Origin of the sequence: Bradyrhizobium sp. NBAIM18, from assembly GCF_020193825.1 — a bacterium.
In the GTDB taxonomy this organism is placed as follows: Bacteria; Pseudomonadota; Alphaproteobacteria; order Rhizobiales; family Xanthobacteraceae; genus Bradyrhizobium; species Bradyrhizobium yuanmingense.
Genome location: NZ_JADYVO010000004.1, coordinates 104,382 through 128,097 on the forward strand (window position 1 = coordinate 104,382; position 23,716 = coordinate 128,097).

At 65.3% G+C, this 23,716-nt stretch carries 27 protein-coding genes; 12 read left to right on the plus strand and 15 right to left on the minus strand.

The window, feature by feature from the left end:
* The first annotated feature begins 14 nt into the window (after positions 1–14).
* From I6F17_RS10825 to I6F17_RS10835, 3 genes are all read left to right on the plus strand, one after another.
* Positions 15–713 carry a winged helix-turn-helix domain-containing protein gene (locus tag I6F17_RS10825; RefSeq protein WP_225131183.1) on the plus strand — a complete coding sequence of 233 codons (699 nt, stop codon included), beginning with the start codon at positions 15–17 and terminating at the stop codon, positions 711–713.
* A gap of 120 nt (positions 714–833) precedes the next feature.
* Positions 834–1,844 (plus strand): alpha/beta hydrolase, encoded by a 1,011-nt coding sequence (locus I6F17_RS10830; RefSeq protein WP_225131182.1) that lies wholly within the window; start codon positions 834–836, stop codon positions 1,842–1,844.
* Positions 1,845–2,036: 192 nt separating this feature from the next.
* On the plus strand, positions 2,037–2,288 hold the full coding sequence (locus I6F17_RS10835) for a hypothetical protein (protein ID WP_036041450.1): 252 nt from the start codon (positions 2,037–2,039) through the stop codon (positions 2,286–2,288).
* Positions 2,289–2,443: 155 nt separating this feature from the next.
* Here the strand turns inward: I6F17_RS10835 and I6F17_RS10840 are convergent, their stop codons facing one another.
* Positions 2,444–2,731 carry a twin-arginine translocation (Tat) gene (locus I6F17_RS10840; RefSeq protein ID WP_225131181.1) on the minus strand — a complete coding sequence of 96 codons (288 nt, stop codon included), beginning with the start codon at positions 2,729–2,731 and terminating at the stop codon, positions 2,444–2,446.
* Positions 2,732–2,873: 142 nt separating this feature from the next.
* Positions 2,874–3,188 (minus strand): hypothetical protein, encoded by a 315-nt coding sequence (locus I6F17_RS10845; protein WP_225131180.1) that lies wholly within the window; start codon positions 3,186–3,188, stop codon positions 2,874–2,876.
* Between the two features lie 130 nt (positions 3,189–3,318).
* Here I6F17_RS10845 and I6F17_RS10850 point away from each other — a divergent pair, with 130 nt between their 5' ends.
* Together I6F17_RS10850 and I6F17_RS10855 are read left to right on the plus strand one after the other, a co-directional pair.
* Positions 3,319–3,972, plus strand: coding sequence for a glutathione S-transferase family protein (locus I6F17_RS10850; protein WP_225131179.1), 654 nt, complete (start codon positions 3,319–3,321; stop codon positions 3,970–3,972).
* A 75-nt stretch (positions 3,973–4,047) separates the two neighbouring features.
* A complete protein-coding gene (locus I6F17_RS10855) occupies positions 4,048–4,200 on the plus strand; it encodes a hypothetical protein (RefSeq protein WP_225131178.1) in 153 nt (50 codons plus the stop codon).
* Between the two features lie 21 nt (positions 4,201–4,221).
* Here I6F17_RS10855 and I6F17_RS10860 read toward each other — a convergent pair whose 3' ends face one another.
* Complete coding sequence (locus I6F17_RS10860; RefSeq protein WP_225131177.1) at positions 4,222–4,569, minus strand: hypothetical protein; 348 nt, start codon at positions 4,567–4,569, stop codon at positions 4,222–4,224.
* Positions 4,570–4,679: 110 nt separating this feature from the next.
* The gene (locus I6F17_RS10865; RefSeq protein WP_025036964.1) at positions 4,680–6,212 is read right to left on the minus strand and encodes an acyl-CoA carboxylase subunit beta; all 1,533 of its coding nucleotides are present in this window, start codon (positions 6,210–6,212) and stop codon (positions 4,680–4,682) included.
* 140 nt (positions 6,213–6,352) lie between these two features.
* Between I6F17_RS10865 and I6F17_RS10870 the strand changes: the two genes are divergently transcribed.
* From I6F17_RS10870 to I6F17_RS10880, 3 genes are all read left to right on the plus strand, one after another.
* A complete protein-coding gene (locus I6F17_RS10870) occupies positions 6,353–6,757 on the plus strand; it encodes a DUF4260 domain-containing protein (protein WP_225131176.1) in 405 nt (134 codons plus the stop codon).
* A 150-nt stretch (positions 6,758–6,907) separates the two neighbouring features.
* Positions 6,908–7,498, plus strand: coding sequence for a hypothetical protein (locus tag I6F17_RS10875; protein ID WP_225131214.1), 591 nt, complete (start codon positions 6,908–6,910; stop codon positions 7,496–7,498).
* A 225-nt stretch (positions 7,499–7,723) separates the two neighbouring features.
* Complete coding sequence (locus I6F17_RS10880) at positions 7,724–8,143, plus strand: hypothetical protein (protein WP_225131175.1); 420 nt, start codon at positions 7,724–7,726, stop codon at positions 8,141–8,143.
* Positions 8,144–8,210: 67 nt separating this feature from the next.
* Here I6F17_RS10880 and blaOXA read toward each other — a convergent pair whose 3' ends face one another.
* From blaOXA to I6F17_RS10925, 9 genes are all read right to left on the minus strand, one after another.
* Entirely contained in the window at positions 8,211–9,029 is an 819-nt protein-coding gene (gene blaOXA, locus I6F17_RS10885; RefSeq protein WP_225131174.1) for a class D beta-lactamase, read from the minus strand.
* A 146-nt stretch (positions 9,030–9,175) separates the two neighbouring features.
* Positions 9,176–9,439 carry an EscU/YscU/HrcU family type III secretion system export apparatus switch protein gene (locus I6F17_RS10890; protein WP_225131173.1) on the minus strand — a complete coding sequence of 88 codons (264 nt, stop codon included), beginning with the start codon at positions 9,437–9,439 and terminating at the stop codon, positions 9,176–9,178.
* Entirely contained in the window at positions 9,436–11,037 is a 1,602-nt protein-coding gene (locus I6F17_RS10895; RefSeq protein ID WP_225190427.1) for a flagellar hook-length control protein FliK, read from the minus strand. The genes I6F17_RS10890 and I6F17_RS10895 overlap by 4 nt, the downstream gene beginning before the upstream one ends.
* Positions 11,038–11,093: 56 nt before the next feature.
* Entirely contained in the window at positions 11,094–11,885 is a 792-nt protein-coding gene (locus I6F17_RS10900; RefSeq protein ID WP_225128091.1) for an ATP12 family protein, read from the minus strand.
* Between the two features lie 74 nt (positions 11,886–11,959).
* The gene (locus I6F17_RS10905; protein WP_036027575.1) at positions 11,960–12,259 is read right to left on the minus strand and encodes a hypothetical protein; all 300 of its coding nucleotides are present in this window, start codon (positions 12,257–12,259) and stop codon (positions 11,960–11,962) included.
* Between the two features lie 41 nt (positions 12,260–12,300).
* Positions 12,301–13,515 carry an RluA family pseudouridine synthase gene (locus I6F17_RS10910; protein ID WP_036041468.1) on the minus strand — a complete coding sequence of 405 codons (1,215 nt, stop codon included), beginning with the start codon at positions 13,513–13,515 and terminating at the stop codon, positions 12,301–12,303.
* A complete protein-coding gene (locus I6F17_RS10915) occupies positions 13,512–13,829 on the minus strand; it encodes a HigA family addiction module antitoxin (protein WP_225128103.1) in 318 nt (105 codons plus the stop codon). The genes I6F17_RS10910 and I6F17_RS10915 overlap by 4 nt, the downstream gene beginning before the upstream one ends.
* Before the next feature lie 78 nt (positions 13,830–13,907).
* Positions 13,908–15,242: a replication-associated recombination protein A gene (locus I6F17_RS10920; protein WP_036041471.1), complete on the minus strand. Its 1,335-nt coding sequence runs from the start codon at positions 15,240–15,242 to the stop codon at positions 13,908–13,910.
* Positions 15,239–16,645, minus strand: a complete 1,407-nt coding sequence (locus tag I6F17_RS10925) for a DegQ family serine endoprotease (RefSeq protein WP_036011123.1) — start codon at positions 16,643–16,645, stop codon at positions 15,239–15,241. Before I6F17_RS10925 ends, I6F17_RS10920 begins: the two co-directional genes overlap by 4 nt.
* Before the next feature lie 311 nt (positions 16,646–16,956).
* On the opposite strand from I6F17_RS10925, the gene I6F17_RS10930 reads away from it, so the two are divergent.
* On the plus strand, positions 16,957–18,570 hold the full coding sequence (locus I6F17_RS10930; protein WP_225128105.1) for an OprO/OprP family phosphate-selective porin: 1,614 nt from the start codon (positions 16,957–16,959) through the stop codon (positions 18,568–18,570).
* Positions 18,571–18,690: 120 nt separating this feature from the next.
* Here the strand turns inward: I6F17_RS10930 and I6F17_RS10935 are convergent, their stop codons facing one another.
* Positions 18,691–19,065: a helix-turn-helix domain-containing protein gene (locus I6F17_RS10935; protein WP_225128107.1), complete on the minus strand. Its 375-nt coding sequence runs from the start codon at positions 19,063–19,065 to the stop codon at positions 18,691–18,693.
* Between the two features lie 122 nt (positions 19,066–19,187).
* Here I6F17_RS10935 and I6F17_RS10940 point away from each other — a divergent pair, with 122 nt between their 5' ends.
* From I6F17_RS10940 to I6F17_RS10950, 3 genes are all read left to right on the plus strand, one after another.
* Entirely contained in the window at positions 19,188–20,201 is a 1,014-nt protein-coding gene (locus tag I6F17_RS10940; RefSeq protein ID WP_225128109.1) for a zinc-binding alcohol dehydrogenase family protein, read from the plus strand.
* A 90-nt stretch (positions 20,202–20,291) separates the two neighbouring features.
* The gene (locus I6F17_RS10945) at positions 20,292–21,785 is read left to right on the plus strand and encodes an amidase family protein (protein WP_225128255.1); all 1,494 of its coding nucleotides are present in this window, start codon (positions 20,292–20,294) and stop codon (positions 21,783–21,785) included.
* Positions 21,786–21,811: 26 nt separating this feature from the next.
* Entirely contained in the window at positions 21,812–22,789 is a 978-nt protein-coding gene (locus I6F17_RS10950) for a tripartite tricarboxylate transporter substrate binding protein (protein WP_225128110.1), read from the plus strand.
* A 14-nt stretch (positions 22,790–22,803) separates the two neighbouring features.
* Here the strand turns inward: I6F17_RS10950 and I6F17_RS10955 are convergent, their stop codons facing one another.
* Positions 22,804–23,592 (minus strand): SDR family oxidoreductase, encoded by a 789-nt coding sequence (locus I6F17_RS10955; protein ID WP_225128111.1) that lies wholly within the window; start codon positions 23,590–23,592, stop codon positions 22,804–22,806.
* Positions 23,593–23,716: the final 124 nt, after the last annotated feature.

The following is a 23,716-nucleotide window of genomic DNA, read 5'->3' on the forward strand; positions in this document are numbered from 1 at the left end:
TTACCATCGAAGCAATGAAATCAGGACCCGACATCGCCATGGTCGCCTCGCTGGTCGGCGATCCCGCCCGCGCCAACATGCTCACGGCGCTGATGAACGGCCGCGCGCTCACGGCGAGCGAGCTGGCGCAGGAGGCCGGCATCACCCCGCAGACCGCAAGCTCGCATCTGTCGAAGCTCGAGGCCGGCGGCCTGATCGAGCCGGAGAAACAGGGCCGCCACCGCTACTACCGCCTCACCGACGACGACGTCGCCGGCGTGCTTGAGGGGCTCGCCGGCCTTGCCGCGCGGACCGGCCATATGCGCGTGCGCACCGGGCCGAAGGACCCTGCGCTGCGGCGCGCGCGGATCTGCTACGACCATCTCGCCGGCGACCTCGGCGTCCAGATGCTGGACTCCTTGCGCGAGCGGCATCTGGTCCGGCAGAGGAAGCAGGAGATCGAGCTGACGGCCGAGGGCGAGCGCTTTCTCGCCAAGCACCTGCAGATCTCGCCCGACATGCTCAGCCACCCGCGCCGCCCGGTCTGCAAGGCCTGCCTCGACTGGAGCGAGCGGCGGCACCACCTCGCCGGCACGTTGGGCGCAGCCATGATGCAGCGCTTCGCCGAGCTGAAATGGGCCGCGCGCGATCCCGCGCCCGGCAGCCGCGTCGTGACGTTCACCCGCACCGGCGAGAAGCAGTTCGCCGCGCTGTTCGGCGGCGGCAAAGACTGATCACACTTTTGCGTGTGCCCTCTCGCTTCCGTCGTGGCCGGGCTTGACCCGGCCATCCACGTCTTTATTGCGGCGGACACGTGGATGCCCGGACAAGCCCGGGCATGACGGAGACTAGTCATGAACCGCATCTTCCTGGCCGCGCTCGCCGCCGCCCTTCTTACTTTCCAACTCACATCGACCCACGCCGCCGATGCCACGCCGCGCGAGCCCTATGGCATCGCGCTCGAAGGCTTTGCCTATCCTTACCCCGTGCACTTGCTCCCAGTTATCAACGACGGCGAGCAGCTCAGCATGGCCTATATGGATGTCGCCGCGGCGCGGCCGAACGGCCGCACCGTCGTGCTGCTGCACGGGCGCAATTTCCCGTCGAGCTATTGGGTACCCGTGATCAAGATGCTGAGCGAGGCCGGCTTTCGCGTCGTGGTACCGGACCAGGTCGGCTTCGGCAAATCATCCAAGCCGCAGGGCGAGCTGCATTTCGACAATCTGGCCCGCAACACCATTTCGCTGCTCGATCATCTCAAGATCGATAAGGCCGAGATCGTCGCGCATTCGCTCGGCGGCATGCTCGGCGTGCGCATCGCCCGCGCCTATCCGGACCGCCTCGTCCATCTGGTGCTGACCGCGCCGATCGGGCTCGAGGACTACCGCCTCTACGTGCCGCCGACACCGACCGAGAAGATGATCGAGACCGAGGACAAGCTCACCGCCGACGGCTATCGCAAGCAACTCCAGACCAATTACGCGATCAAGCTGCCGGCCGAGGCGATCACGCCGTTCATCGAGGCCCGCTTCAATATCAAGGGCAGCCCGGACTATCCGCGCTGGCTGCGCGCCTTCGTCTCTTCCGGCCAGATGATCTATCGTGAACCGGTGGCGCACGAGATCCCGCTGATCGCGACACCGACTCTGTTCATCATGGGCGCGGACGACCACAACGCGCCGGGCCGGCCGCTCGCGCCGGAGCCGCTGCGGGCCAAGATGGGGCAGAATGCAGAGCTTGCGAAGCAGCTCGCCGCGAAGATGCCGAACGCGCGGGCCGAGGTGATCCCCGACACCGGCCATCTCGTGTTCCTGGAGGCGCCGGAGACGTACAAGGAACTGGTGCTGGGCTTTCTCGGCCGCTAGCGACACCAGCGTGTCGCCCAAAGCCAGCTACGGAAAACGTTCATGCCGCATTCAGGTCATGATTGGCAGGTTTGGATCGCGACGTGTCGGCACGTCCCAGATTTAACGTGTCGAATCGTGTCTCTTGATTCATCGTGCGCCACAAGCGCCATTCTCCGAGCCTGCCCCAAAGGATAAGAAGGAAGGTCAAAAATGAAATACCTGTTAGCCGCCGTCATGCTCGCCAGCACGGTCGTCGGTTTCAGCGAGGTGGCCAGCGCCGCCGGCGGTTGCGGCCCGGGCTGGTATCGCGGCCCCTATGGCAGCTGCCGTCCGATGCGCGCCCCTGTCGTGGTTCGCCCCGCCCCCGTGGTGGTCGCCCCAGCGCCGGTCGTCGTCGTACCGCGTGCGCGCGTGTGCCCCTACGGCTTCCGCTGGTACGCCGGCCGCTGCCGCCCGTATTGATCTTCTCCATTCCGTTGCAAAATGGCCGCGCGGCGAAAGCCTGCGCGGCCATTTTTGTTGCTGACGATCTGTCCGCCGCGGAACCGAAGCACCTCCCAAATCGAAACGGGGACCGCCAACGGCGATCCCCGTCCGGTCCGCGAATGGTCGCGAGCCTACCAATAGTGGCGGCGGTGCCAGCGCCGGCGATGCCGGCGCCAATGACGGCGGTGCCAGCCCCAGTGGCGGCCACGCCCACGCCAGTGAACCTGCTCGGGAGCGAGCTGCGCAGCTTCCTCGCCGGTGGCGACGGCAGGATGAGCGTCGGGATTGCCTTGCAGCGGACGGGCGGGATCAGCGAGCGGCTGCGGCGACAGCGGCGCGGCCTGTGCGGCCGTCGCGGCGAAAGCGGCGGCGCCCGCCGTCAATCCCAAAGCAAGTTTCAAAAAATTCCGGCGCTCCATCGTTTCTTCCTTCTTAGATCATCGTGCACGTGATGCAGAAGGAATGTCGCCGCAACGCCATGAACCGAAGCTGAAGCTGGCGTTCAGATTCATGCGAGCCGAGATGAAGAATTCGTAACTCCATCCGGGCTACAGGACCTCGCTACGTCGCGAACTCCTGCGCCAGCACCAGCGTCTCGCGCGAGCGCTTCACGTCGGGCCAGTCGCGGTTGAAATCGGCGACGAGCTTTCTCAGCGCATCACCTTTCAGCATCGCGTTCAGCTTGGCCTCGTCATCGAACTGATACATCGCCTGGTGCAGCGAGGGATCGTCGAGGCTCCAGAATCGCCAAGCCTTGCTCACGCCGAAGGCCTGCACCGCGTCGGGCAAATGTTCCGTCTCGTACCATCGGTCGAAAGCAGCGCGCTTGCTGGTGTCGGTAACGACGGCGCGAACGACGAAGAAGGCTGCTGACATCGGATTTCCTCCTGTTGTTTGACGCGAGACTAACCGCTCAAGCTGCCGGTGGCAAAAAGAGTTGCCTCCGGTGTCGGAACGGGCGCCCTTCGTTCGTCCTTTGCATCGAACCAGGACACGGAGACAGAAAATGGCCGAGCTCACCCTGACTACCTTCGATTGGGTTCCCGCAGCGCCGCGAGGCTTCGTGCGCGACTTCCGCGTGCGCTGGGCCCTCGAAGAGGCCGCCCTGCCGTATCGCGTCGCCAGCACTCCGTTCGACGATCGCGCGCCTGCGCACTTTGCCCACCAGCCGTTCGGCCAAGTTCCTTGGCTGACCGACGGCAGCGTCTCAATCTTCGAGACCGGCGCAATCCTGCTGCATCTCGGCGGCCTCAGTGAGAGGCTGATGCCAAAGGACCAGCGCGGCCGCACTGAAGCGACGGAATGGGTGTTCGCGGCGCTCAATTCGGTGGAGATGGCCAGCCTGCCATGGGGCATGTCGAAATTCATGGGACATCCGACCGACACGGCAGCATGGAAGTTCGTGGATGACTTCCTCAAGCTTCGGCTTAGGCATCTCGAGCCGGTGCTGGGCAGCCGCGAATGGCTGGCGGGCTCCTTCTCCGTCGCCGACATCCTGATGGCGGACGTGCTGCGCGTCGTCGATGGTTTCAACGGGCTGACGGACAGTCCTGCCTGCCGCGCTTACGTCGCGCGCGCCACCGGACGTCCGGCGTTCGCCAAGGCCCACGCCGATCAGCTGGCGCATTTCGCTGCGGCGGATAAGGCGCGCGGGGCGTGATGTGCCTCACATAACCGATCCTGTGCTTGGCATAAAGTCGCCGGCATCGGAACGATTCAATTCGACAGGTGACCCATGGTCCGCATCGAATATCTCAAGCGACAGATCGCCCGCGCCGAGCGGCTGGCCAAGTCCATCCTCGACCGGCAGACCGCCGACCGGCTCCAGGCCTACGCCGCCGAATGCCGCGCCGAATTATCGGAGCTGACGCTCAAGTCCGCTGCGTGAAGCGTGCTGGCGCCGGATGCGTCACACCAGCTTCAGCGGTGCATCGGCGACGACCCTGAGGTCAATGCTGCCGATCAACGCCGCACGCCGCGCCTCCGCGGCACTAATGGCCTCGTCCGTCTGTCGCAACGTCGAGACATTCGAGCCGAGCGAGACGATCCCGCCCAGCACCAGCGCGATAGATCCGAGCGCTGCGGTCTGACCGAAGCCGAACACACCGAGGATCGTCACCAGCAGCAGCGCCGCCCCGCCACCTATGGCGATCTTGGACGCCAGAATGTACTTCCGGCATCGTTCGGCGATCTCGGCGAGCCGCTCAATCCGATCTTCGATGTCGGAGATTTCGTCCGTCGGATCGTCTTCGGTCATTGGATCGAGCGTGCCAAATCAGAAGGAGCCTGTCGCCCGCATGAGCAAAGCGACATGCGGGACCTCGGCAAAGACCCGGATTTCGCTGCGCTCATCCCGGCTACCTCCTATTACAACGGCAAATTGTCGTGCTTCTTCGCCGGCATTTCCGTCTTTTTGTCCTTCAGCATCGCCAGCGCCCGCGCGATGCGCTTGCGGGTCGAGTGCGGCATGATGACGTCGTCGATATAGCCGCGCTCGGCGGCGATGAAGGGCGACAGGAAGCGGTCTTCGTATTCCTTGGTGCGGGCGGCGATCTTGTCCGGGTCGCCGATGTCTGAGCGGAAGATGATCTCGACCGCGCCCTTGGCGCCCATCACCGCGATCTGGGCGGTCGGCCAGGCGTAGTTCATGTCGGCGCCGATCTCCTTGGAGGCCATGACGTCGAAGGCGCCGCCATAGGCCTTGCGGGTGATGATGGTGACGAGCGGCACGGTGCATTGCGAGTAGGCGAACAGGAGCTTGGCGCCGTGCTTGATCAGGCCGCCATATTCCTGCGCGGTGCCGGGCAGGAAGCCTGGCACGTCGACGAAGGTGACGATCGGAATGTTGAAGGCATCACAAAAACGAACAAAGCGTGCCGCCTTGCGCGATGCGTCGCTGTCGAGCACGCCGGCCAGCACCATCGGCTGGTTGGCGACGAAGCCGACGGTGCGCCCGGCGATGCGTCCAAAGCCGGTGACGATGTTCTTGGCGAAGGCTTCCGCGATCTCGAAGAAGTCGCCCTCGTCCACGACCTTCAGGATCAGCTCCTTCATGTCATAGGGCTTGTTCGGATTGTCGGGGATCAGCGTGTCGAGCGACATGTCGACCCGCTCGATGTCATCGAAGCTCGGCCATTCCGGCACGCCGTCGGTGTTGTTGGACGGCAGGAAGTCGATCAGGCGACGCATCTGCAACAGCGTCTCGACGTCGTTCTCGAAGGCGCCGTCGGCGATCGAGGAACGCGTGGCGTGCACCGAGGCACCGCCGAGCTCTTCGGCGGTGACGACCTCGTTGGTCACGGTTTTCACCACGTCGGGGCCCGTGACGAACATGTAGCTGGTGTTCTTCACCATGAAGATGAAGTCGGTCATCGCAGGCGAATAGACGTCGCCGCCGGCGCAGGGGCCCATGATGACGGAGATCTGCGGGATCACGCCTGAGGCGAGCACATTGCGGCGGAACACGTAGGAATAGCCGGCGAGCGCGGCGACGCCTTCCTGGATGCGGGCGCCACCCGCGTCATAAAGGCCGATGATGGGCGCCCTCGCCTTCATCGCCATGTCCTGGAGTTTCGTGATCTTCAGCGCGTGCGTTTCCGAGAGCGAGCCGCCGAACACCGTAAAGTCTTTGGCAAAGACAAAAGTCTTGCGGCCGTTGACGGTGCCCCATCCGGTGACGACGCCGTCGCCCGGCACCTTGGTCTTCTCCATGCCGAACTCGGTGGAGCGGTGCTCGACGAACATGTCGAACTCCTCGAACGATCCCTTGTCGAGCAACAGCTCGATGCGCTCGCGGGCGGTCAGCTTGCCGCGGGCGTGCTGCGCCTCGATGCGCTTCTCCCCGCCGCCGAGCTTTGCGCCGGCACGACGATCTTCAAGGGCGTCCAGGATGTGTTTCATTTGCTCCCGCCAGTTCTTAAGTGGTGGGCGGGTTCTAACACGGCATTTTGCGGCCCGGAAAGCCGCTTTCGCCGTCGCAGGGCTGCCCTGCCGCAGCGGGAAAGCGCAAGGAATTACAAAGTTTTGCCCAGGAGGCGAGCGTGAGCGAAGGAACGGCCGAGACAGGCGCCGCGACTGGCGGCGTCAACATCCTGCTGCGGCTGGAGGGCCTGACCCTGTTTGCAGGGATGGTGACGCTCTATGCGGCCTGGGACGGCTCGTGGCTGGTGTTTGCCCTGCTGTTCTTCGTGCCTGATCTGAGCTTCCTGGCCTACCTGTCCGACGCCAGGTTCGGTGCGATGGTCTACAACGCCGCTCACAGCTACATGGCACCGGTGGCGCTGCTGACGCTGGGCTTCGCCCTCGCCTCGCCCCTCACCCTCTCCATCGCCTTGATCTGGGTTGCCCATATCGGCATCGACCGGGCGCTCGGCTACGGCTTGAAATATTCCGCCGGATTCGGCTTCACCCATTTGGGGCGGATCGGGCGGCAGAAGGATTCCTGACCTCAAATTTGGCAGCCCGGCAGGTTGACCGGGCCCACCGATTCAGGCTTGCTCCGAGTCAGATCAGGCGCCGAATGTTGCGTGAGCCCAGTTGGTACGGCGGCGATCCTCACGCCCTGGCTCCAGCATCTACCTACTGGCATCACCGAGATGTCCGCGACGGTCGTCCCCCTGCCGCCGAATCCATCGTCCGAAACCATCGACTTCCTGCGCCGCATGGCCGGCATGGTGTCGGGGCGGAACGGCGAGATGCTGCTGCGCGCGGCCAGCATGATCGAGTCGCTGAACCAGCGGGCGATGTCGGCCGAGCGGCTCTATCATCAGGCGCAGGAAGAGAGCACGCGCAACGCCGAGCTGCGCGAGTCCGCCAAACTCGCCTCCGACGCCATGGTCGGCCAGATCGCGGCGCTGCGGGCACAGCTCGTCGAGCTAACCGCCGCGACCGCAGCCGAGCGCGCCGCCTTCGATGCCGAGCGCGGCAAGCTGTTCGAGTTGATGCAGCATGCCGAGAGACATATCGGCAAGCTCACGACGGAGCTCGACAGCTTGCGCACCTCCGTCGAGAGCTTCAACGAGACGGCGGTCTCGGTGCCGATCGAGGTGCTGCGGCTGGCGCGCACGCAGTTCGATTATCTCTCCAGCGGCTTTGCCCGGCGCGGCGATCCGATCTCGCAGGCCATGAGCGAGATCGGCGGCTTTGCGATCGACCGCGCGCTGACCGCGAAGTCAGATCCTGTCTGAACCGAGCGATCGCCTTCGACATCGCCGAGATCGACGTTCCGGCGCGGCGGAGAGCTTCGGCAAAGGAGCCCGCGTCGACAACGCGAACGAACTGGAGCAGATTGAGGAGCTGGTGGCGACTGGTGTTGCCCTTGCGTCATCATAGCAGTGACATCGAAGCCACTACAAAGCCGGGCGTTGGAAGCGATATCAGCTCGCAGCAGGAACCCACGACCGGAGACAACAATGTTCGTCGATATCGACAATGCCTCACTCGAAAGGGCAGCCTCGAGCTTGCCCGGAGATCAACCCATCTTCATGCTCAATCTTCTGCGCTATCGAGATGAGGCCTTGTACCCGGGCAAGACCGAGCTTCCGGCCTGTAGCGGCCGCGAGGCCTATTACACGCGCTATGTCCCCGCATTTCGCAAGGTCGCGATTCCGCTACGGGTCACGCCGACTTGGCTTGGCTCTGTCGGAGCTCTGCTGGTGGCCGCGCAAGGCGAAGCCTGGCACGACGCCGCAATCGTTCGTTACCCGGACTTCGCGACCTTTCGAGCGATCGTCTCGAGCTCCGATTACCGGCGTGAGGCCGAGCCCCACCGTTTGGCCGCGCTCGCCGATTGGCGCCTGATTGCGACGACCGAGGTTCAGGTGCCGGCTTGATCTGCAACCGCGCGCTTAAGCTGACCGTGTGGGATCGGGTTGCTTCTCCATCAACCACACGGTCGCGCTAGAGCGCGCCGATCTCGGCAAGGCAGGCTTGCGTCAGCGTCATGCGAGCCTCGATGTGCCGTGACTCTTTGCAATCAATGTTGAGCGCGAACACGGTATGGGCCTCGCCCTTCTCGGCCCAGCCGACCATCCAGCCGAGCGACGGCTCGCCGCGCTCGGCGCCCAGGAGACCGGATTTGGCGCGGATGACGGCGTCGCCGACCTTGGTCGCCGGCAGGATATCGGCAACGAGATCCTGGCTGCGCTTTGAGATCGGCAGCGCGCGGCGGCGCAGCCGGTCGACGAAATCGACCTGCTCGACCGGATCGATGCGCAAGGCCCCGGTGAGCCAGAACTGGTCGATGCCGCCGCCGATGTCGCGATTGCCGTAGTCGAACGCGTCGACATATTGCTGCATGCGCGCCTCGCCGATGCGGCGCGCGATCTCCTGATAGACCGGCACCGCGCTCACCGCGATCGCGCTGCGCAGCGTGTGATCCTTGTTCCAGGCCTCGATCGGGCGCTTGACGCCGTCCCAGGCAAACACGTCCTTGTCGGGGTCAGTGACGACGCCGGCCTCGAGCGCAATCAGCGAGTTGGGAATCTTGAAGGTCGAGGCCGGCAACTTGCCCTCGCCCGAGCGCTCCTTGTCGCTGGCGACGATCAGATAATCCTCGACCTTGTAGCCGACGAAGGTGCCCGACGTGCCGAGGTCGGTGAAGCGCTTTGCAAGAGCGTCGCGGATTTCATTGCGCGGCGGCGCGACATGGGCGCGCGCGCGTTGAGGCAGGATCACGGTTGCGGCGAGGAGGCCGAGGGTGGAACGGCGGGTCAGCAAAAGCGATATCCGTGAGCAGCGAAAACCAGCGCGACCATGCAGCCGCTCCATGGTGAAACGATGACAGGTTACATCTTGAGCATGATCTATTCGGGAAACCGCTAGACACTTTGCGCTAGCGCGGCCCTTCGGGTCCGGATCATGCTCTACCGCCCCCGGCCCGACAGCCGCAGCACGAACACCAGCACCTCGGCGACGGCCTTGTAGAGATCCGGCGGGATCTCGTCGCCGAGCTCGACCTTCGACAGCGCGCCGGCCAGGACCTCGTTCTCCTCGATCGGAATGTCGTGGGCCTTGGCGATCTCGACGATCTTCTCGCCGATCGTGCCCTTGCCCTTGGCGACGACGATGGGCGCGCCAGATCCCTTCTCGTAATGCAGCGCGATCGCGAGCTTGGAGGGATCGCTCATGTGGCGCGATCCAGGAAGTGGCCGGCGCGAGCCGGCGCCGGTTGCGGCGGCGTGCCGTCGCGGACCACGATATCGCCGGGCTTGAGCTCGGCCTTCGTCAAGGCCTGGCTGAGCTCACCGATGCCGGCGCGGAGCTGCTGCGCCGTGGCCGGCCGCTCCGCCCACATCCGAACGAAGGTCTTGTCGCCGTTCAGCGTGATCAGCGCATGCACGGGTCCGGGCGGCTCGACATCGAGTGAGAAGCGTGCGCGCCAGGCGCGCTTGGCGGGATCGTCCGACTCATTGCCGCCGTCGCGCGAGATCTCGAACTGCGCCATCGCGGTACCTTGCGGGGTCGCGAACGGAATCTCGAAATTCCACTGCGGCGCGGCCGGATCGATGCGGTGGCCGCTGGCGTCGGTGCGATCGGGAAGCGAGGCAATTTGCAACAGCGTCTGCCGCGCGATCGCGGCATCGGTGTCATCGAGCAGACGATGCACGGTCGCAGCCAGCGGCGTATCCGGTGCGAGCGACGGCGCGGCGATGGACTGAGGCGCCGGCAGCGCACCGCGGACCGGCGGAGGTGTCGGGTGTGCGGCCGCCTCGAAGATATGGGCGTCCGGCACGGACTTGTTGGAGCCCGGCACGTTGCCGGTCAGGCGCGGCAGGTTTTCCGTGACCTCCTGCAGCAGGCTCGCGGCAAGGCGCGCGGACATGGTGCGCGACACCAAGGCTTGCGGATTGTTGCCCGCCACATCTGCCAGCAGAGCGGCAGCAAGCGCACCGCGCGACGCTTGCGCCGGCCGGGCGAGTTCCGGCAACGCCGCTTGGGCCGTTGCGCCCGCCAGCGCGGAGGCTGCGGTCTGCGTCGTGGCCGCAGCACTCGCCGGCAGCGCCACACCTGGCGCAGTTGCCTGCGGCGCGCCGGAGGTCGATGCCAGGGTCTGGCGCAACACCAGCAGAGCGGCCTTCAAGTCCGGGATCGTGCCGGAGGACGGCGACGTGCCTGCGGCCAATGACGCCTCGAGAAACAGCCCTGACTTTTGGAACGCGGATTCGATATCGCCGCCGTCGAGGGCGGTGTTGAGCGGCGTCTGCTGCGCCAGCACATCGAGCACCGCCTGCTTCAGCCCTGCGGGCAGATTGCTGCTCGTCACAACAGAGGCCAGGTTGGCGAACAGCGGCGCCTGGCTGCCCTGTTTGGTCACGGCTCCGGCAGAGGCCGTTTGGACGGCGACCTGCTCGGACGGACTGAGGGTGTTACGTGCCGTGGCCACCGACGGCGCCAGCGGCGGGCTGTCCACCAGCGAGGCCGCCCGCGGCGTCAGCGTGACCTGATCTCCCGCCGCCTCGCCCGCCCCGCCCATGACTGCAAGGCGAATGGTGCCGTTGCTCTGCGAGACCGCGAGCTGGAGATTCTGCCCCGGCGTCAACGCCACCTCCGACATCACGTCCATCGCCAGGTGGGCGATCGCGATCCGCACCAGATTGTCGGCGAGCACGCTGACCACCCTGGCATCGACGACACTGCCGGCTTGCAGCACGAGATCCGGCGTCGCCGCATCAGCCGGGCGGCTGGCAGCGTTGACGGGAGCGATGGGGGTGACCGGCGTCGGCATCTCGGCAGCCCTAGGGGAATGCTGGCTACCGTAACCGCCGCCTCGTAAACCTCTCGTTAACCTGGCACGGCCGGCGGCTTCACCGCCGCCAGAACCGTCGCAGCGGCCTGGAAATCCTTCAGGCGGGCGGCGCGGCGGGCGGCCGCCTCCTCGTCCACGCCCCATTGCTCGACGTTCCAGTCCTCGTCGACATGCGCGGCGGCCCAGACCTGGTCGGCATCGCGCACGTCCTGGTCCAGCGCCAGCGCGAGCAGCGCCGATCCGGTCAGGGTGGTCACCATGTGGAGCGCGGCGACCGACCAGGGGTCGCCGGGCAGCGCGGCCCGTGCGGCCTTCACCGCCTCGTCCGGCTGCTTCACGTGCATGACGCCTTCGGACAGGATGAAATGCGCACCCAGCGTCTGCGCCGCCCAGGACAGCACAGGATCCCAATGCGCGGCCTCCCGGGCGACCAGTCCCTCAGGATGGCCGGCACGATAGAACAGCAGGTCAGACTCGAAATATTTGGCGAGGTCCTCGCTGACGAGCTCGACGCGATCGATAACGCCCTCGACCACGCTGTTGGCGATGCGCGTCAACGGCATGGTCACGGGATCGATCTCCTCGCCTTGGGCGGACCATTCCGCGGCGACACTATCTGCGAGCGCGCGCGTCGGGATCTCCAATTGGCGGCCGGAGGGCGTACGGATCGGCTTGCCGTCGAGAGTGATGGCGAAGCCGCCCTCGGCATCGACGACGCCGGCCTCCTTGTAGAAGCGCTTGCGCAGCGGCGTGCGCGCGGACGCGCGCGCCGATTCCCGGGGATCAGGCGGGGGCTGCCCCGCAGCTTCTTCGAACAATTCGCGCATGTCGTTTTTTTGTTCCTGTCGTCAGTCGAATTACCAGTGTCATCACGACCTCGCCAGTAGGACCAGGAGTGCTGCTAGTTCGCACACATGCGCGCGTACGTGCCGCGATCGGCCGGCCCCAGTCCTGCGGCTGCGCCGTCGTGAAGACATTTCGTGACGCGATCGCTGAACGAATTGCGCGGGAGCGGCTGGTAATTGTAGCGCGGCGGCGCGTCAAACTGCGGAACCTTGGGCACCTCGATCTTCGGCGGCGGTGGCGGCGCAGGCAGCGGTGGAGCGAGCCGCGCGGCGTCCGGCGAGACATATTGCGCGCGGGCGGCCGGCTCTACCAACAGAGTAGCCAAGAGCGCAAAGCAGATCGACAATCGTCTCATGGGGGAACATGTCGTGCGCCAGGCGCCCCTATTCAACCTCACTATTCTTCAGGCGCATTCTCGATCGGATCAAATCTGGTTGCGTCCAGACCCAGCAGGTTCCACGACTGCTGCATGTGCGGCGGCAACGGCGCGGTGGCGTCGATCACGCCGCCGCGCGGATGCGGGATGACGATCCGGCGTGCGAGCAGATGCAGCCGGTTCTGCAAGCCGCCCGGCAGCTGCCAGTTCTCGATGTTGAAATATTTGGGATCGCCGACGATGGGATGGCCGATATGGGCCATGTGGGCGCGCAGCTGGTGGGTGCGGCCCGTCACCGGCTTCAGCGACACCCAGGTCAGCTTGTTACCGGCGGTCTCGACCACGGCGTAGTACGTCACCGCGTGACTGGCGCCCTCATCGCCATGCTGGGCGATGCGCATGATGGTGTCGTCCTCGCCCTCCTCCTTTGCAAGGAATGTCGAGATGCGGCCCTGCTTCGGCTTCGGCAGGCCCGGCACCAAGGCCCAATAGACCTTCCGCGCCGAGCGCGAGCGGAACGCGCCGGTCAGGTGTGAGGCAGCGAAGCGCGTCTTGGCGATCAGGAGACAGCCCGAGGTCTCGCGATCGATACGGTGGACGAGACGCGGCTTCTGGCCTTTGGCATCGCGCATCACCTCAAGCATCTGGTCGATGTGCCGCGTCATGCCCGAGCCACCCTGCACGGCAAGGCCGGCCGGCTTGTTCAGGACGAGGACGTCGTCGTCCTCCCAGATCGTCATCTCCTTCAGCGCCTTCAGCGTCTTCTGCGCGGCCTCCGAGAGCTCGCCGACGACCTTCGGCGCATCGAGCTTGAGCGGCGGGATACGGACGCTCTGTCCCTCCTCCAGCCGGTCTTTGCTGTCGACGCGCTTGCCGTCAACGCGCAGCTCGCCTTTGCGTACGACGCGCTGGATGTGGGAGAACGACAGGCCGGGAAAGCGCGCCTCGAGGAATCGATCCACGCGCATGTTGTTCTCGTCGGCCGTGACCGTGACGGTCTGCACCTTGGTCGGTAGCAGCGCCTCGACGGACTTTTCAGGCGCAGGCCTCTCCTGGACCGCTTTGGGCGGACGCCGCTCGGCGCGCTCGCCAACAAAGCGCGGCGGCTTACCGCCGGGCTTGCCACCCGGACGCGGCCCCGCCTTCTTCGCGCTACGCGCCTGATGCGGCCGCGAGTCGTCGCGCTCGTCACGCGAACGCGGCTTTGGGTTCATTCTCTTGATACGGCGGCTCATGCGGTTTTTCCAAGCTTTCGCGTCGACTGCGCATTGGCCCGGCGGGGCAGCGACGCAACCTGCGCGCCCACCTCCTTCTCCGCCAGCCGCAGCTCATATTGCTGTTGCAGGTTCATCCAGAATTGCGGGCTGGTGCCGAACCAGTGACCCAGGCGCAACGCCGTGTCAGCGGTAATGCCGCGCTGCCCGTTGATGATGCTGGTGACGCGATTCACAGGCACGTCGATCTGACGCGCCAGCTCTGCGGCCGTGATGCCGATTTCGCGCAGCTCTTCGGCAAGATGCTCACCGGGATGTGTTGGTGTATGAGCCATGGGAGTTTCCCCGGCGAGTAGCAAGATTTACGCGTTACGTAAACCGTAAATGTACGCCCTGTAGTAACCTCGACAGCCCTACGTCCCGCCTCGCTCCTTGCGCAGCTTGGCCCAATAATCGAGCCGCTTCCTGATCTCGCGCTCGAAGCCGCGCTCGGGCGGGTCGTAGAAGGTCTGACGTCCCAGGGCTTCCGGGAAGTAATCCTGGCCGGAGAAGGCGTCAGGCGCATCATGGTCGTATGCGTAGCCGGAGCCGTAGCCTTCGGACTTCATCAGCTTGGTCGGGGAATTGAGGATGTGCTTTGGCGGCAGCAGCGAGCCGGCCTGCTTGGCGACCTGCATCGCGGTGCCGAAGGCAGTGTAGACCGCGTTCGACTTCGGCGCGGTGGCGAGATAGACTACGGCCTGGGCGATGGCGAGCTCGCCCTCGGGATGGCCGAGGAAGTCGAAGGCGTCCTTGGCGGCATTGGCGATGACGAGCGCCTGCGGATCGGCCAGCCCGATGTCCTCGACCGCCATGCGCACGACGCGGCGGGCCAGGAACAGCGGGTCCTCGCCGGCGTCCAGCATGCGCGCGAGGTAATACAGCGCGGCATCGGGATCGGAGCCGCGCACCGATTTATGCAGTGCCGAGATCAGATTGTAGTGGCCATCGGCGGATTTGTCGTAGATCGGCGCGCGGCGCTGCAGGATCTCCTGCAACTGCGCTGCGTTGAAGATCTCGTCCGCCCGCGCCGAACGCCAGACCTCTTCGGCAAGCGTCAGCGAGGCCCTTCCGTCGCCATCGGCCATGCGCACCAGCACCGCGCGCGCCTCCGCATCGAGCGGCAGCTTCCTGCCCTCGACCGCCTCGGCATGCGCGAACAGCTTCTCGATCGCGGCAGCATCGAGCGAGCGAAACACCAGCACGCGCGCACGCGAGAGCAACGCTGCATTGAGCTCGAAGGACGGGTTCTCGGTGGTGGCGCCGACCATGACGACAGTGCCGTCTTCCATCACCGGCAGAAAGGAGTCCTGCTGGGCGCGGTTGAATCTGTGCACCTCATCTACGAACAGCAGCGTGCCCTTGCCCATCTCGCGGCGGGCGCGCGCGGCATCGAACGCTTTCTTGAGGTCGGCGACGCCAGAGAACACCGCGGAGATCTGCTCGAAATGCAGATCCGTCGCGTCAGCCAGGAGCCGCGCCACCGTGGTCTTGCCGGTGCCGGGCGGGCCCCAGAACACCAGCGAGCCGAGCGTGCGCGTTTCCAGCATGCGCGTCAGCGCACCGTCCGGGCCGAGGATGTGATCCTGGCCGACGACCTCCGACAGCGCACGCGGGCGCAGCCGGTCCGGCAGCGGATGCGGCGCATCGTGATCGAGCCCCGCCGCAGCAAAGAGAGTCGGTGTCTCCGTTGGTCGCTTCGGACTCATCCGCCCAGCGTGACGTTGATCTGCTGGCCACCGCGCACCAGCGTGATGCGCCAGATCCGTGCCCGTTCACCTGCGGCCTTCTCGAGGTCGCCGGTCTTGCTGATCTTCTGATTGTTGACGGCCAGGATGATGTCGCCCTTCTGGAAGCCGACACTCGCAGCAGCGGTATCGCCGCCGATATCGGTGATCACGACACCTTCGGTGTCGGCATCCAGACGCAGCTCATCGGCGACGGCCGGCGTGATGGTCGAAACCTTCGCGCCCTGGAACGGCGAACGCGCGGTGACGACGAGCTCGTTGCGCCCGGTGTCGGGCGCAGTCTCCAGCGCTACCGTGAGCTTCACCGACTTGCCGCCGCGCTGCACGTCGAGCTGCGCGGTGCCGCCGAGCGGACGGGTTGCGAAGCGATAGTCGAAGGCGTTGGGATCATCCACGATCTGGCCGTCGATCCCGGTGATGAGGTCGGAGGATTTCAGGCCGGCTTTCGCCGCCGGACCGTTCGACACCACGCTCGCGACCAGCGCACCGGTCGGCGAGCGCAAGCCGAGGCTCTCGGCGATGTCGGGCGTCACCGCCTGCAATTTCGCACCGAGCCAGGGCCGCTTCACCGCCTTGCCGCCGCTCTTGGCGGAGGCGACGACGACGCGCACCATGTTGGCGGGAATCGCAAAGCCGATGCCTTGCGAGCCGCCGGAGCGCGAATAGATCGCGGTATTGATGCCGGCGAGCTTGCCACCCATGTCGACCAGCGCGCCGCCGGAATTGCCCGGGTTGATCGCCGCATCGGTCTGAATGAAGAACTGATAGTCGGTGATGCCCACTTGCGTGCGCGCCAGCGCCGAAATGATACCCTGGGTCACAGTCTGGCCGACGCCGAACGGATTGCCGATCGCGAGCACGACGTCGCCGACCAGGAGCTCATCGGAATTGGTGAAGTCCAGCGTCGGGAACTTCTCCTTGCTGTCCTTCAGGCGCAGCACGGCGAGATCGGTCCGGGAATCCTTGAGCAGGATCTCGGCCTCGAACTCGCGCTTGTCCGACAGCGATACCTTCACCTGGTCGGCGCCCTCGATGACGTGGACGTTGGTGACGACGAGGCCGGAGGCATCGACGATGACGCCGGAGCCGAGCGAGCGCTGCATCTGCTCGGGCTGCTGGCCCGGCACGCCGAAGAAGCGGCGGAAGATCGGATCGTCCAGTAGCGGATTGCGGTTCTGCACCACCTTTGCGGCATAGACGTTGACGACCGCCGGCTGCACCCGCTGCACGATCGGCGCATAGGACATCCGCAGCTCGGCCGGCGACGACGGGACCCGACGGTCCTGCGCAGCAGTCGGATTGAAGGTGGCCGAAAAGGCTACGCACAGCGCCGTGAGGGCGGCAGTCCAGGTCGCTCGAAACATTCCTACCTCTTGGAAAAGACGCCGGAATATAGGCGCGTTCGCCTCCCAATAGAAGGCCGCCGGAGGCAATATTCGGCCCCTTCCCAGCCGTGTCCGGCATGCAATGGTGCCGTGCGAATCGGCAATTTGCTCGGGCGCGGATTGGCATGATGTTCGTCATCTTGCATGGTGGTGGGAAGCGGATTCGGTTGCGGCGAATTTGCATCAGTGGGAACCCATGCAACCGATCGCAGCGTCGCGGGGCAGTCATCGATCACACCTAGGCTCTCCGTTCGCGACTTGGGGAAAACAGTCAGATGATGGAGCGTAACGTGAGCAGAACAAGAATTGCGGCTGCAGCGATGGGTCTCGCCGGCGCGCTGGCGGCCTCGCAGGCCCAGGCCCAGTCGGCAAGCAGCAGCGAGCAGGAGATCGCGCTGTTGAAGCAGCAGTTGAAGATGCTCGAGCAGAAGCTCGACAAGCTGCAGAGCCAGACCGCGGCGAACACGGCCGCCGCAGCAAAGGCGAAAGTCGAAGCCAAGGCTGAGGCCAAAGCCGAGGCGCGCGCGGAGGCAAAGGCCGCGGTGGCCAATGCCAACGCGGCGATCCCCGTCAAGGGGCCGGCGCCGGCCTCCGGCGTCGTCGTGACGATGCCGAACAACCGGCCGACGATCTGCACCGCCGACCAGGCCAACTGCGTCGCCATCACCAGTCGCCTGCATTGGGATGTCGGCGGCTATGACTACCGCCCCAACACCGCGGCCACCGTGCCGCAAAAGCTCGATAGCGGCCAGAACGTCCGCCGCGCGCGCATCGGTGTCACCGGCAAGTTCTTCCACGATTGGAATTTCGCACTGGTCTACGATTTCGGCGGCTCGTCCGACGGATTTGGCGGCGCCGCGCCGGGATCGCTGCCCGGCGGCGGCGTCTCCGGCGTCGAGAACGCCTATATCAGCTATACCGGCCTGAAGCCGTTCGGCGGCAAGATGGCGATCGAGGCCGGCATCATGGACCTGCCCTACACCATGGATGAAGCCACGAGCTCGAACGACATCATGTTCATGGAGCGCGCCTCGCCCGGCGTGATCGCGACCAACATCGCCGCCGGTGACTTCCGTTCCGCAGCCGGTGCGCGCTGGTTCAACGACCAGCTCTGGATCGGCGGCTATGTCACGGGACCGACGACCGGTGCGATCCATTCCGCCTCGAGCGCGGCGCCGCCCGGCACCAGCGAGCAATATGGTGCCGTGGCGCGCGTCGCCGGCAATCCGATCAGCACCAAGGACTACTCGGTGCATATCGGCGCCAATGCGCAATGGCTGATCCAGCCGCCGCGCAATCTGATCGCCAACACCCAGACGGTCACGCTAAGCGATCGTCCGGAATTGCGGCTCGACCCGACCACGCTGATCTCGACCGGCGCTATCGCCAATGCCTCGGGCGCGCAGGTCTACAGCGTCGAGGCGGCGGCGACCTACGGTCCGTTCATCGTCCAGGGCGAGTATTTCTGGTACAATGTCGATCGCACCGCCAACACGGCCGTGCCGCTGACGGGTGCACCGAGCCTGAAATTCCAAGGCGGCTACGCGCAGGCCGGCTATGTGCTGACCGGCGAAGGCCGCTCCTACAATGCGGCGAACGCGGCCTATAGCGGCGTCAAGCCGGCACATCCGTTCTCGCTCGACGGCGGCGGCTGGGGCGCGTGGGAGATCGCAGGACGGTTCTCGACGATCGACCTCAACGATCAGCTCGCGACCGCGAGCGGCGTCGCAGGCGGCCGGCAGACCGTCTATACGCTCGCGCTCAACTGGTACGTCAACGGCAACGTGCGCTTCATGCTCGATTATCTGCACGGCACGGTGTCGCGACAGGCCTCGCCGATCTCGACCGCCGACGTCGGCTCGAAGTTCGACGCGGTCGCGATGCGCACGCAGTTCGCGTTCTAGAGCATGATCCGGAAAAGTGTGAAGCGGTTTTCCGAAAAGATCATGCTCAAACAACAACCTAAAGCGCGATCGCGCTTTAGAACGCGCTCGTTCGGGAGCGGCAGCGTCCGCTCCGAACGATCACGCCGCGCGCTTCTTCTTCACGACCACGGGCGGCGGCGCGCAGGACAACCGCTCCTGGTGGCTCTCGCCCCAGGCCTTCAGGATGTCGATCACGGGCCTCAGGCTCTCGCCCAGCTCGGACAGGCAATACTCCACGCGCGGCGGCACCTCGGCATAGACCTTGCGGATGACGAGCTTGTCTTCCTCCAGCGCGCGCAGCTGCTTCGTCAACATGCGCTGGGTGATGCCAGGCATCCGGCGGCGCAATTCGCCGAAGCGCTGGGTGCCGCTCTGCAGGTGGTAGAGGATCACGCCCTTCCACTTGCCGTCGATCAGGTCCAGCGTCGCCTCGACGGAGCAGCCTGGACGGCGGGCGAAACTACGGCGTTTCATGCGCTTTTTCCCAATAGTATCCAAACAGGGACTATATCCCCAAATTTACAGTACTTGCCAAATCGGAGCCAGAGCGACAGTTAAGGCAGCAGGCGAACAAAGCCATCTGATGGAGACACGCCATGAAAGCCGTCGGCTACAAGAAATCGCTTCCGATCGAGGACGCGGAGTCACTGTTCGATTTCGAGACCGCTAAACCCGACCCCAAAGGGCGCGACATCCGCGTCGCCGTGAAAGCGATCTCGGCCAATCCGGTCGACTACAAGGTGCGCAAGCGCGCCGCCCCGCCCGAGGGCGAGACGAAAATCCTCGGCTATGACGCGGCCGGCGTAGTCGATGCCGTCGGCCCCGACGTGACGCTGTTCAAGCCGGGGGACGAGGTCTTCTACGCCGGGTCGATCCTACGCCAGGGCACCAACGCCGAATTCCACCTGGTCGACGAGCGCATCGTCGGCAACAAGCCGAAGAGCCTGTCGTTCGCGCAAGCCGCCGCTCTTCCCCTCACCTCCATCACCGCCTGGGAGCTGCTGTTCGACCGGCTCGGCGCGGTGCCGGGCAAGAGCGTCGATCCGCGTGCCCTCTTGATCACGGGCGGCGCCGGCGGCGTCGGCTCGATCCTGATCCAGCTCGCCCGCCGCCTCACCGGGCTGACGGTGCTCGCCACCGCGACGCGGCCGGAGTCGCAGAAATGGTGCCTTGATCTCGGCGCGCATGTGGTGATCGACCATGGCAAGCCGATGAAGGAGCAGATCGAGAAGCTGAAGCTGCCGCCGGTCGCACTCGTGGCCAGCCTCACCTTTACCGACCAGCACTACAAGGCGATTGCGGAATTCATGGCACCGCAAGGCAAGTTCGGCCTGATCGATGATCCTCCGGAGTTCACGATTGCCGCATTCAAGGGCAAGGCAATCTCGGTGCACTGGGAATCGATGTTCACGCGCTCCTCGTTCCAGACCCCTGACATGATCGCGCAGCATCATCTGCTCAATGATGTCGCCGACCTCATCGACAAGGGCGTGTTGCGCACCACGCTGGACCAGACCTTTGGCACAATCAACGCAGCCAACCTCAAGCGCGCGCACGCGCTGCTGGAGAGCGGCAAGTCGCGCGGCAAGATCGTGCTGGAGGGGTGGTAGGCTTGGCACGATTGATGCATCATGCGTCTGCGGTCCCGGACAAGAGGGCCGACCCCCCGCCCGCCGGGACCAGCAACAAGCAGATTGATGATGACCGAACCATGCGACCTGTCGGCGGTCGCGGCACGCGCGCTGATCGGACAGCGCAAGCTTTCCCCCGTCGAGCTGACGGATAGCTGCATCCGCCGCATCGAAGCGGTCGATCCGGCGGTCAATGCCGTTGTTGCGCGCTCGTTCGAAACCGCGCGCAAGACGGCGCGCGAGCGCGAGGCCGCCGTGATGCGCGGTGAGACCCTCGGCGCGGTGCATGGGCTGCCGCTCGGTGTCAAAGACCTGATCGATGCGGAGGGATTGCCGACCAGCTTCGGCAGCGTGCTATTCGCGGACAATGTCGCCAGGCAGGACGAGGCCATCGTCGCGATGCTCAAGCGCGAGGGCGCGATCGTGCTCGGCAAGACGAATGTGCCGGAATGGGGCGCCGGCGGCAATACGCGCAACGCGGTATATGGCGCGACCGGCAATCCCTTCGATCCCCATCGATCCGCCGCCGGTTCGTCGGGGGGATCAGCGGTCGCGCTCGCCACTGGCATGGTGCCGCTCGCGACCGGATCCGATACCGGCGGCTCCGTCCGCAATCCGGCATCCTTTTGCGGCGTGGTCGGATTCCGGCCCTCGCCCGGACTAATCGCCAGCAACAGCCGCAACATGGCCTGGCTGCAGATCTCGCAACTCGGGCCGATGGCGAGAACCGTGTCCGACGTTTGCCTGATGCTGTCCTGCATGCTGGATCGTGACGCCCGCGATCCGTTGTCGGCGATCCTTCATGCGGGCGGCGCGCCTTCGCCGGCGCTCTATCGCAATCCGCCGCGCGTCGATCTCTCCGCGCTCCGCATTGCTGCAACCAGCGACTTCGGCTTTGCGCCGACCGAGGGGGCGGTCGCCCGCACCTTCAGACAGAAGCTCAATTCGTTCGAAACGGTGTTTCACAAAGTCGAATGGGCTCATCCTGATTGCACCGGCGCGGACGAGGTGTTCAGCATCCTGCGCGCCGTCGCATTCCTCGGCCGCCACCGCGAGCTCGTGGAAAAGTTTCCGGACAAGGTCGGGCCCAACATCCGCGACAATGTTGCGGAGGGGCTTGGCTATTCCGCTGCCGACGTGGCGCGCGCGCTCTCGATGCAGACCGACCTTTACCGGCGCTGGCAGACCTTCTTCGCGGATCACGATTTCATTCTCGCGCCTCCAGTCACCATCAGTCCACGGCCGTGGTCGGAACTCTATCCAGCCGAGATCGACGGCAGGCCGACCAAGAGCTATTTCCACTGGCTCGCGCTCGCCTATGCCGTCACCAATGTCGGCCATCCCACCGTCGCAATCCCGGCCGGACGCGACGACGCCGGCCTGCCGTTCGGCATCCAGGTGATCGGCCCGCGCGGCGGCGATCTCTCAACGCTCGCGGTCGCGCGCGAAATCGAAGCGGTGCTCGCCGCCAATCCGGATACCGCCCGCCCCGTTCCCGACATTGCGTGGCTCGCCAGGCAGCCGCCGATTGCGGACAAGCCGGGATTTCTCGCCTTCGATTGAAACCTCAACCGCGGAAAAACGACACGATGAAAACAACGTTCCTGGCGCTAGCGCTCGCCGCGATCGGCTCGATCAGCGTCAACTCACTCGCAACCGCCCAATCGACCTATCCCGAGAAATCCCTGCAATTGATCGTCCCGTTCCCGCCGGGCGGAGCCTCGGACGTGGTGGCCCGCATCATCGGCGGCGAGCTCGAAGCGCGGCTCGGCAAGCCCGTCATCATCATGAACCGCCCCGGCGGGGGCACCACGATCGCGGCCAAGGAGGTCGCGCGCGCGGCCCCCGACGGGTACACCCTGTTCTTCAGCTCGAATTCGAGCTTCACCTTGCCGGCCGCCGTGAAGGAGAGCGTTCCGTACGATGCGGCCAAGGATTTCGAGCCGCTCGGCCGGGTCGGCAAGATCACCCTGGCGCTGGTCACCTATAAGGACAATCCGGTCAAGGATCTGCCTGCGCTGGTCGCGGAGGCAAAAGCTAACCCGGACAAGCTGTCGCTGGCCTCCTTCGGCGTCGCGACGGTGTCGCATTTCGCCGGCGAGTTGTTCAAGTCGAATGCCGGCATCAAGATGGTTCACCTGCCCTACAAGGGCAGCGCCCCCGCGATGAACGATCTCATCGGCAAGCACATTCAGTACCATGTCGACACGGTGATCGCCGCCAAGCCGCAGATCGAGGCGGGCGCCGTCAAGGTGCTCGCGGTGTTCTCGGGCAAGCGCACGCCGTTCCTGCCGGACGTGCCGACGTTGGCAGAGCTCGGCTATCCCGCCATTGACTTCTCGTCATGGGGCGCGGTGGTCGCGCCCAAGGGATTGCCGCCACCGGTTCGCGACAAGCTCACGGCGACGCTGGAGGAGATCATCAATAGCCCCTCCGTTGTGGAGCGCTTCGTCAAGGTCGGCTTCGAGCCCGGCTTCGCGCGCGTTGACGACTGGGCCGGTGCGGTGACCAAAGAGACGGCCGAGATGAAGGACATCGCGCAGAAGGCCGGCATCAAAGACGAGTAGCCGACCGCTTCCCCTCAGGCGATCGTGTTGACGATGCCACCCTCGGCGCGCAGCGCTGCGCCGTTCGTGGCGGATGCCTCTTTCGAGGCGACATAGACCACCATGCTGGCGATCTCGTCGACGCTGGCGAAGCGTTGCAGCAGCGAGCTCGGGCGATGCTGCTTGACGAAATTGGCGGCGGCCTCGTCCACGGACTGGCCGTTCTGCTTCGCGAGATCCTTGACGAACGTCTCGACGCCTTCCGACATGGTCGGGCCCGGCAGCACGGAATTGACGGTGACGCCGGTGCCAGCGGTGAGCTGCGCCAGGCCGCGCGCGACCGAAAGCTGGGCCGTCTTGGTCATGCCGTAGTGGATCATCTCGACGGGAATGTTGAGCCCGGACTCCGAGGAGATGAAGACGATGCGGCCCCATTTGCGCGCGAGCATGCCCTTCATGTAGGCCCGCGACAGCCGCACGCCGCTCATCACGTTGACCTCGAAGAAGCGGCTCCAATCCTCGTCCGGGATGTCGAAAAAATCCTTGGGCTCGAAGATACCGGCATTGTTGATGAGGATGTCGACCTCGGGCAGCGCCGCTACGAGTGCCTTGCAGCCTGCCGCGGTCGAGACGTCGGCCGCGATGCCGCGGACCTTGGCGCCCGTCCCTTCCAGCCTGCGTACCGCCGCATCGACCTTCTCCTGGCCGCGGCCGTTGATCACGACGCTGGCGCCGGAGCCAGCGAGACCCCTGGCGATGGCGTGGCCGATGCCGGCGGTCGAGCCGGTGACGAGGGCGGTTTTTCCGGAAAGGTCGATGTTCATGCGCAGTCTCCTCTGACGCTGACGGGCATATCGTGCGCAGCAAAAGCAGCTGCAACCGTCCTTCACCGACGCGTGAGCATCTACCGTCGCGACGGGCTAAGCGCAGGGGCAGCAAAGTGCAGCG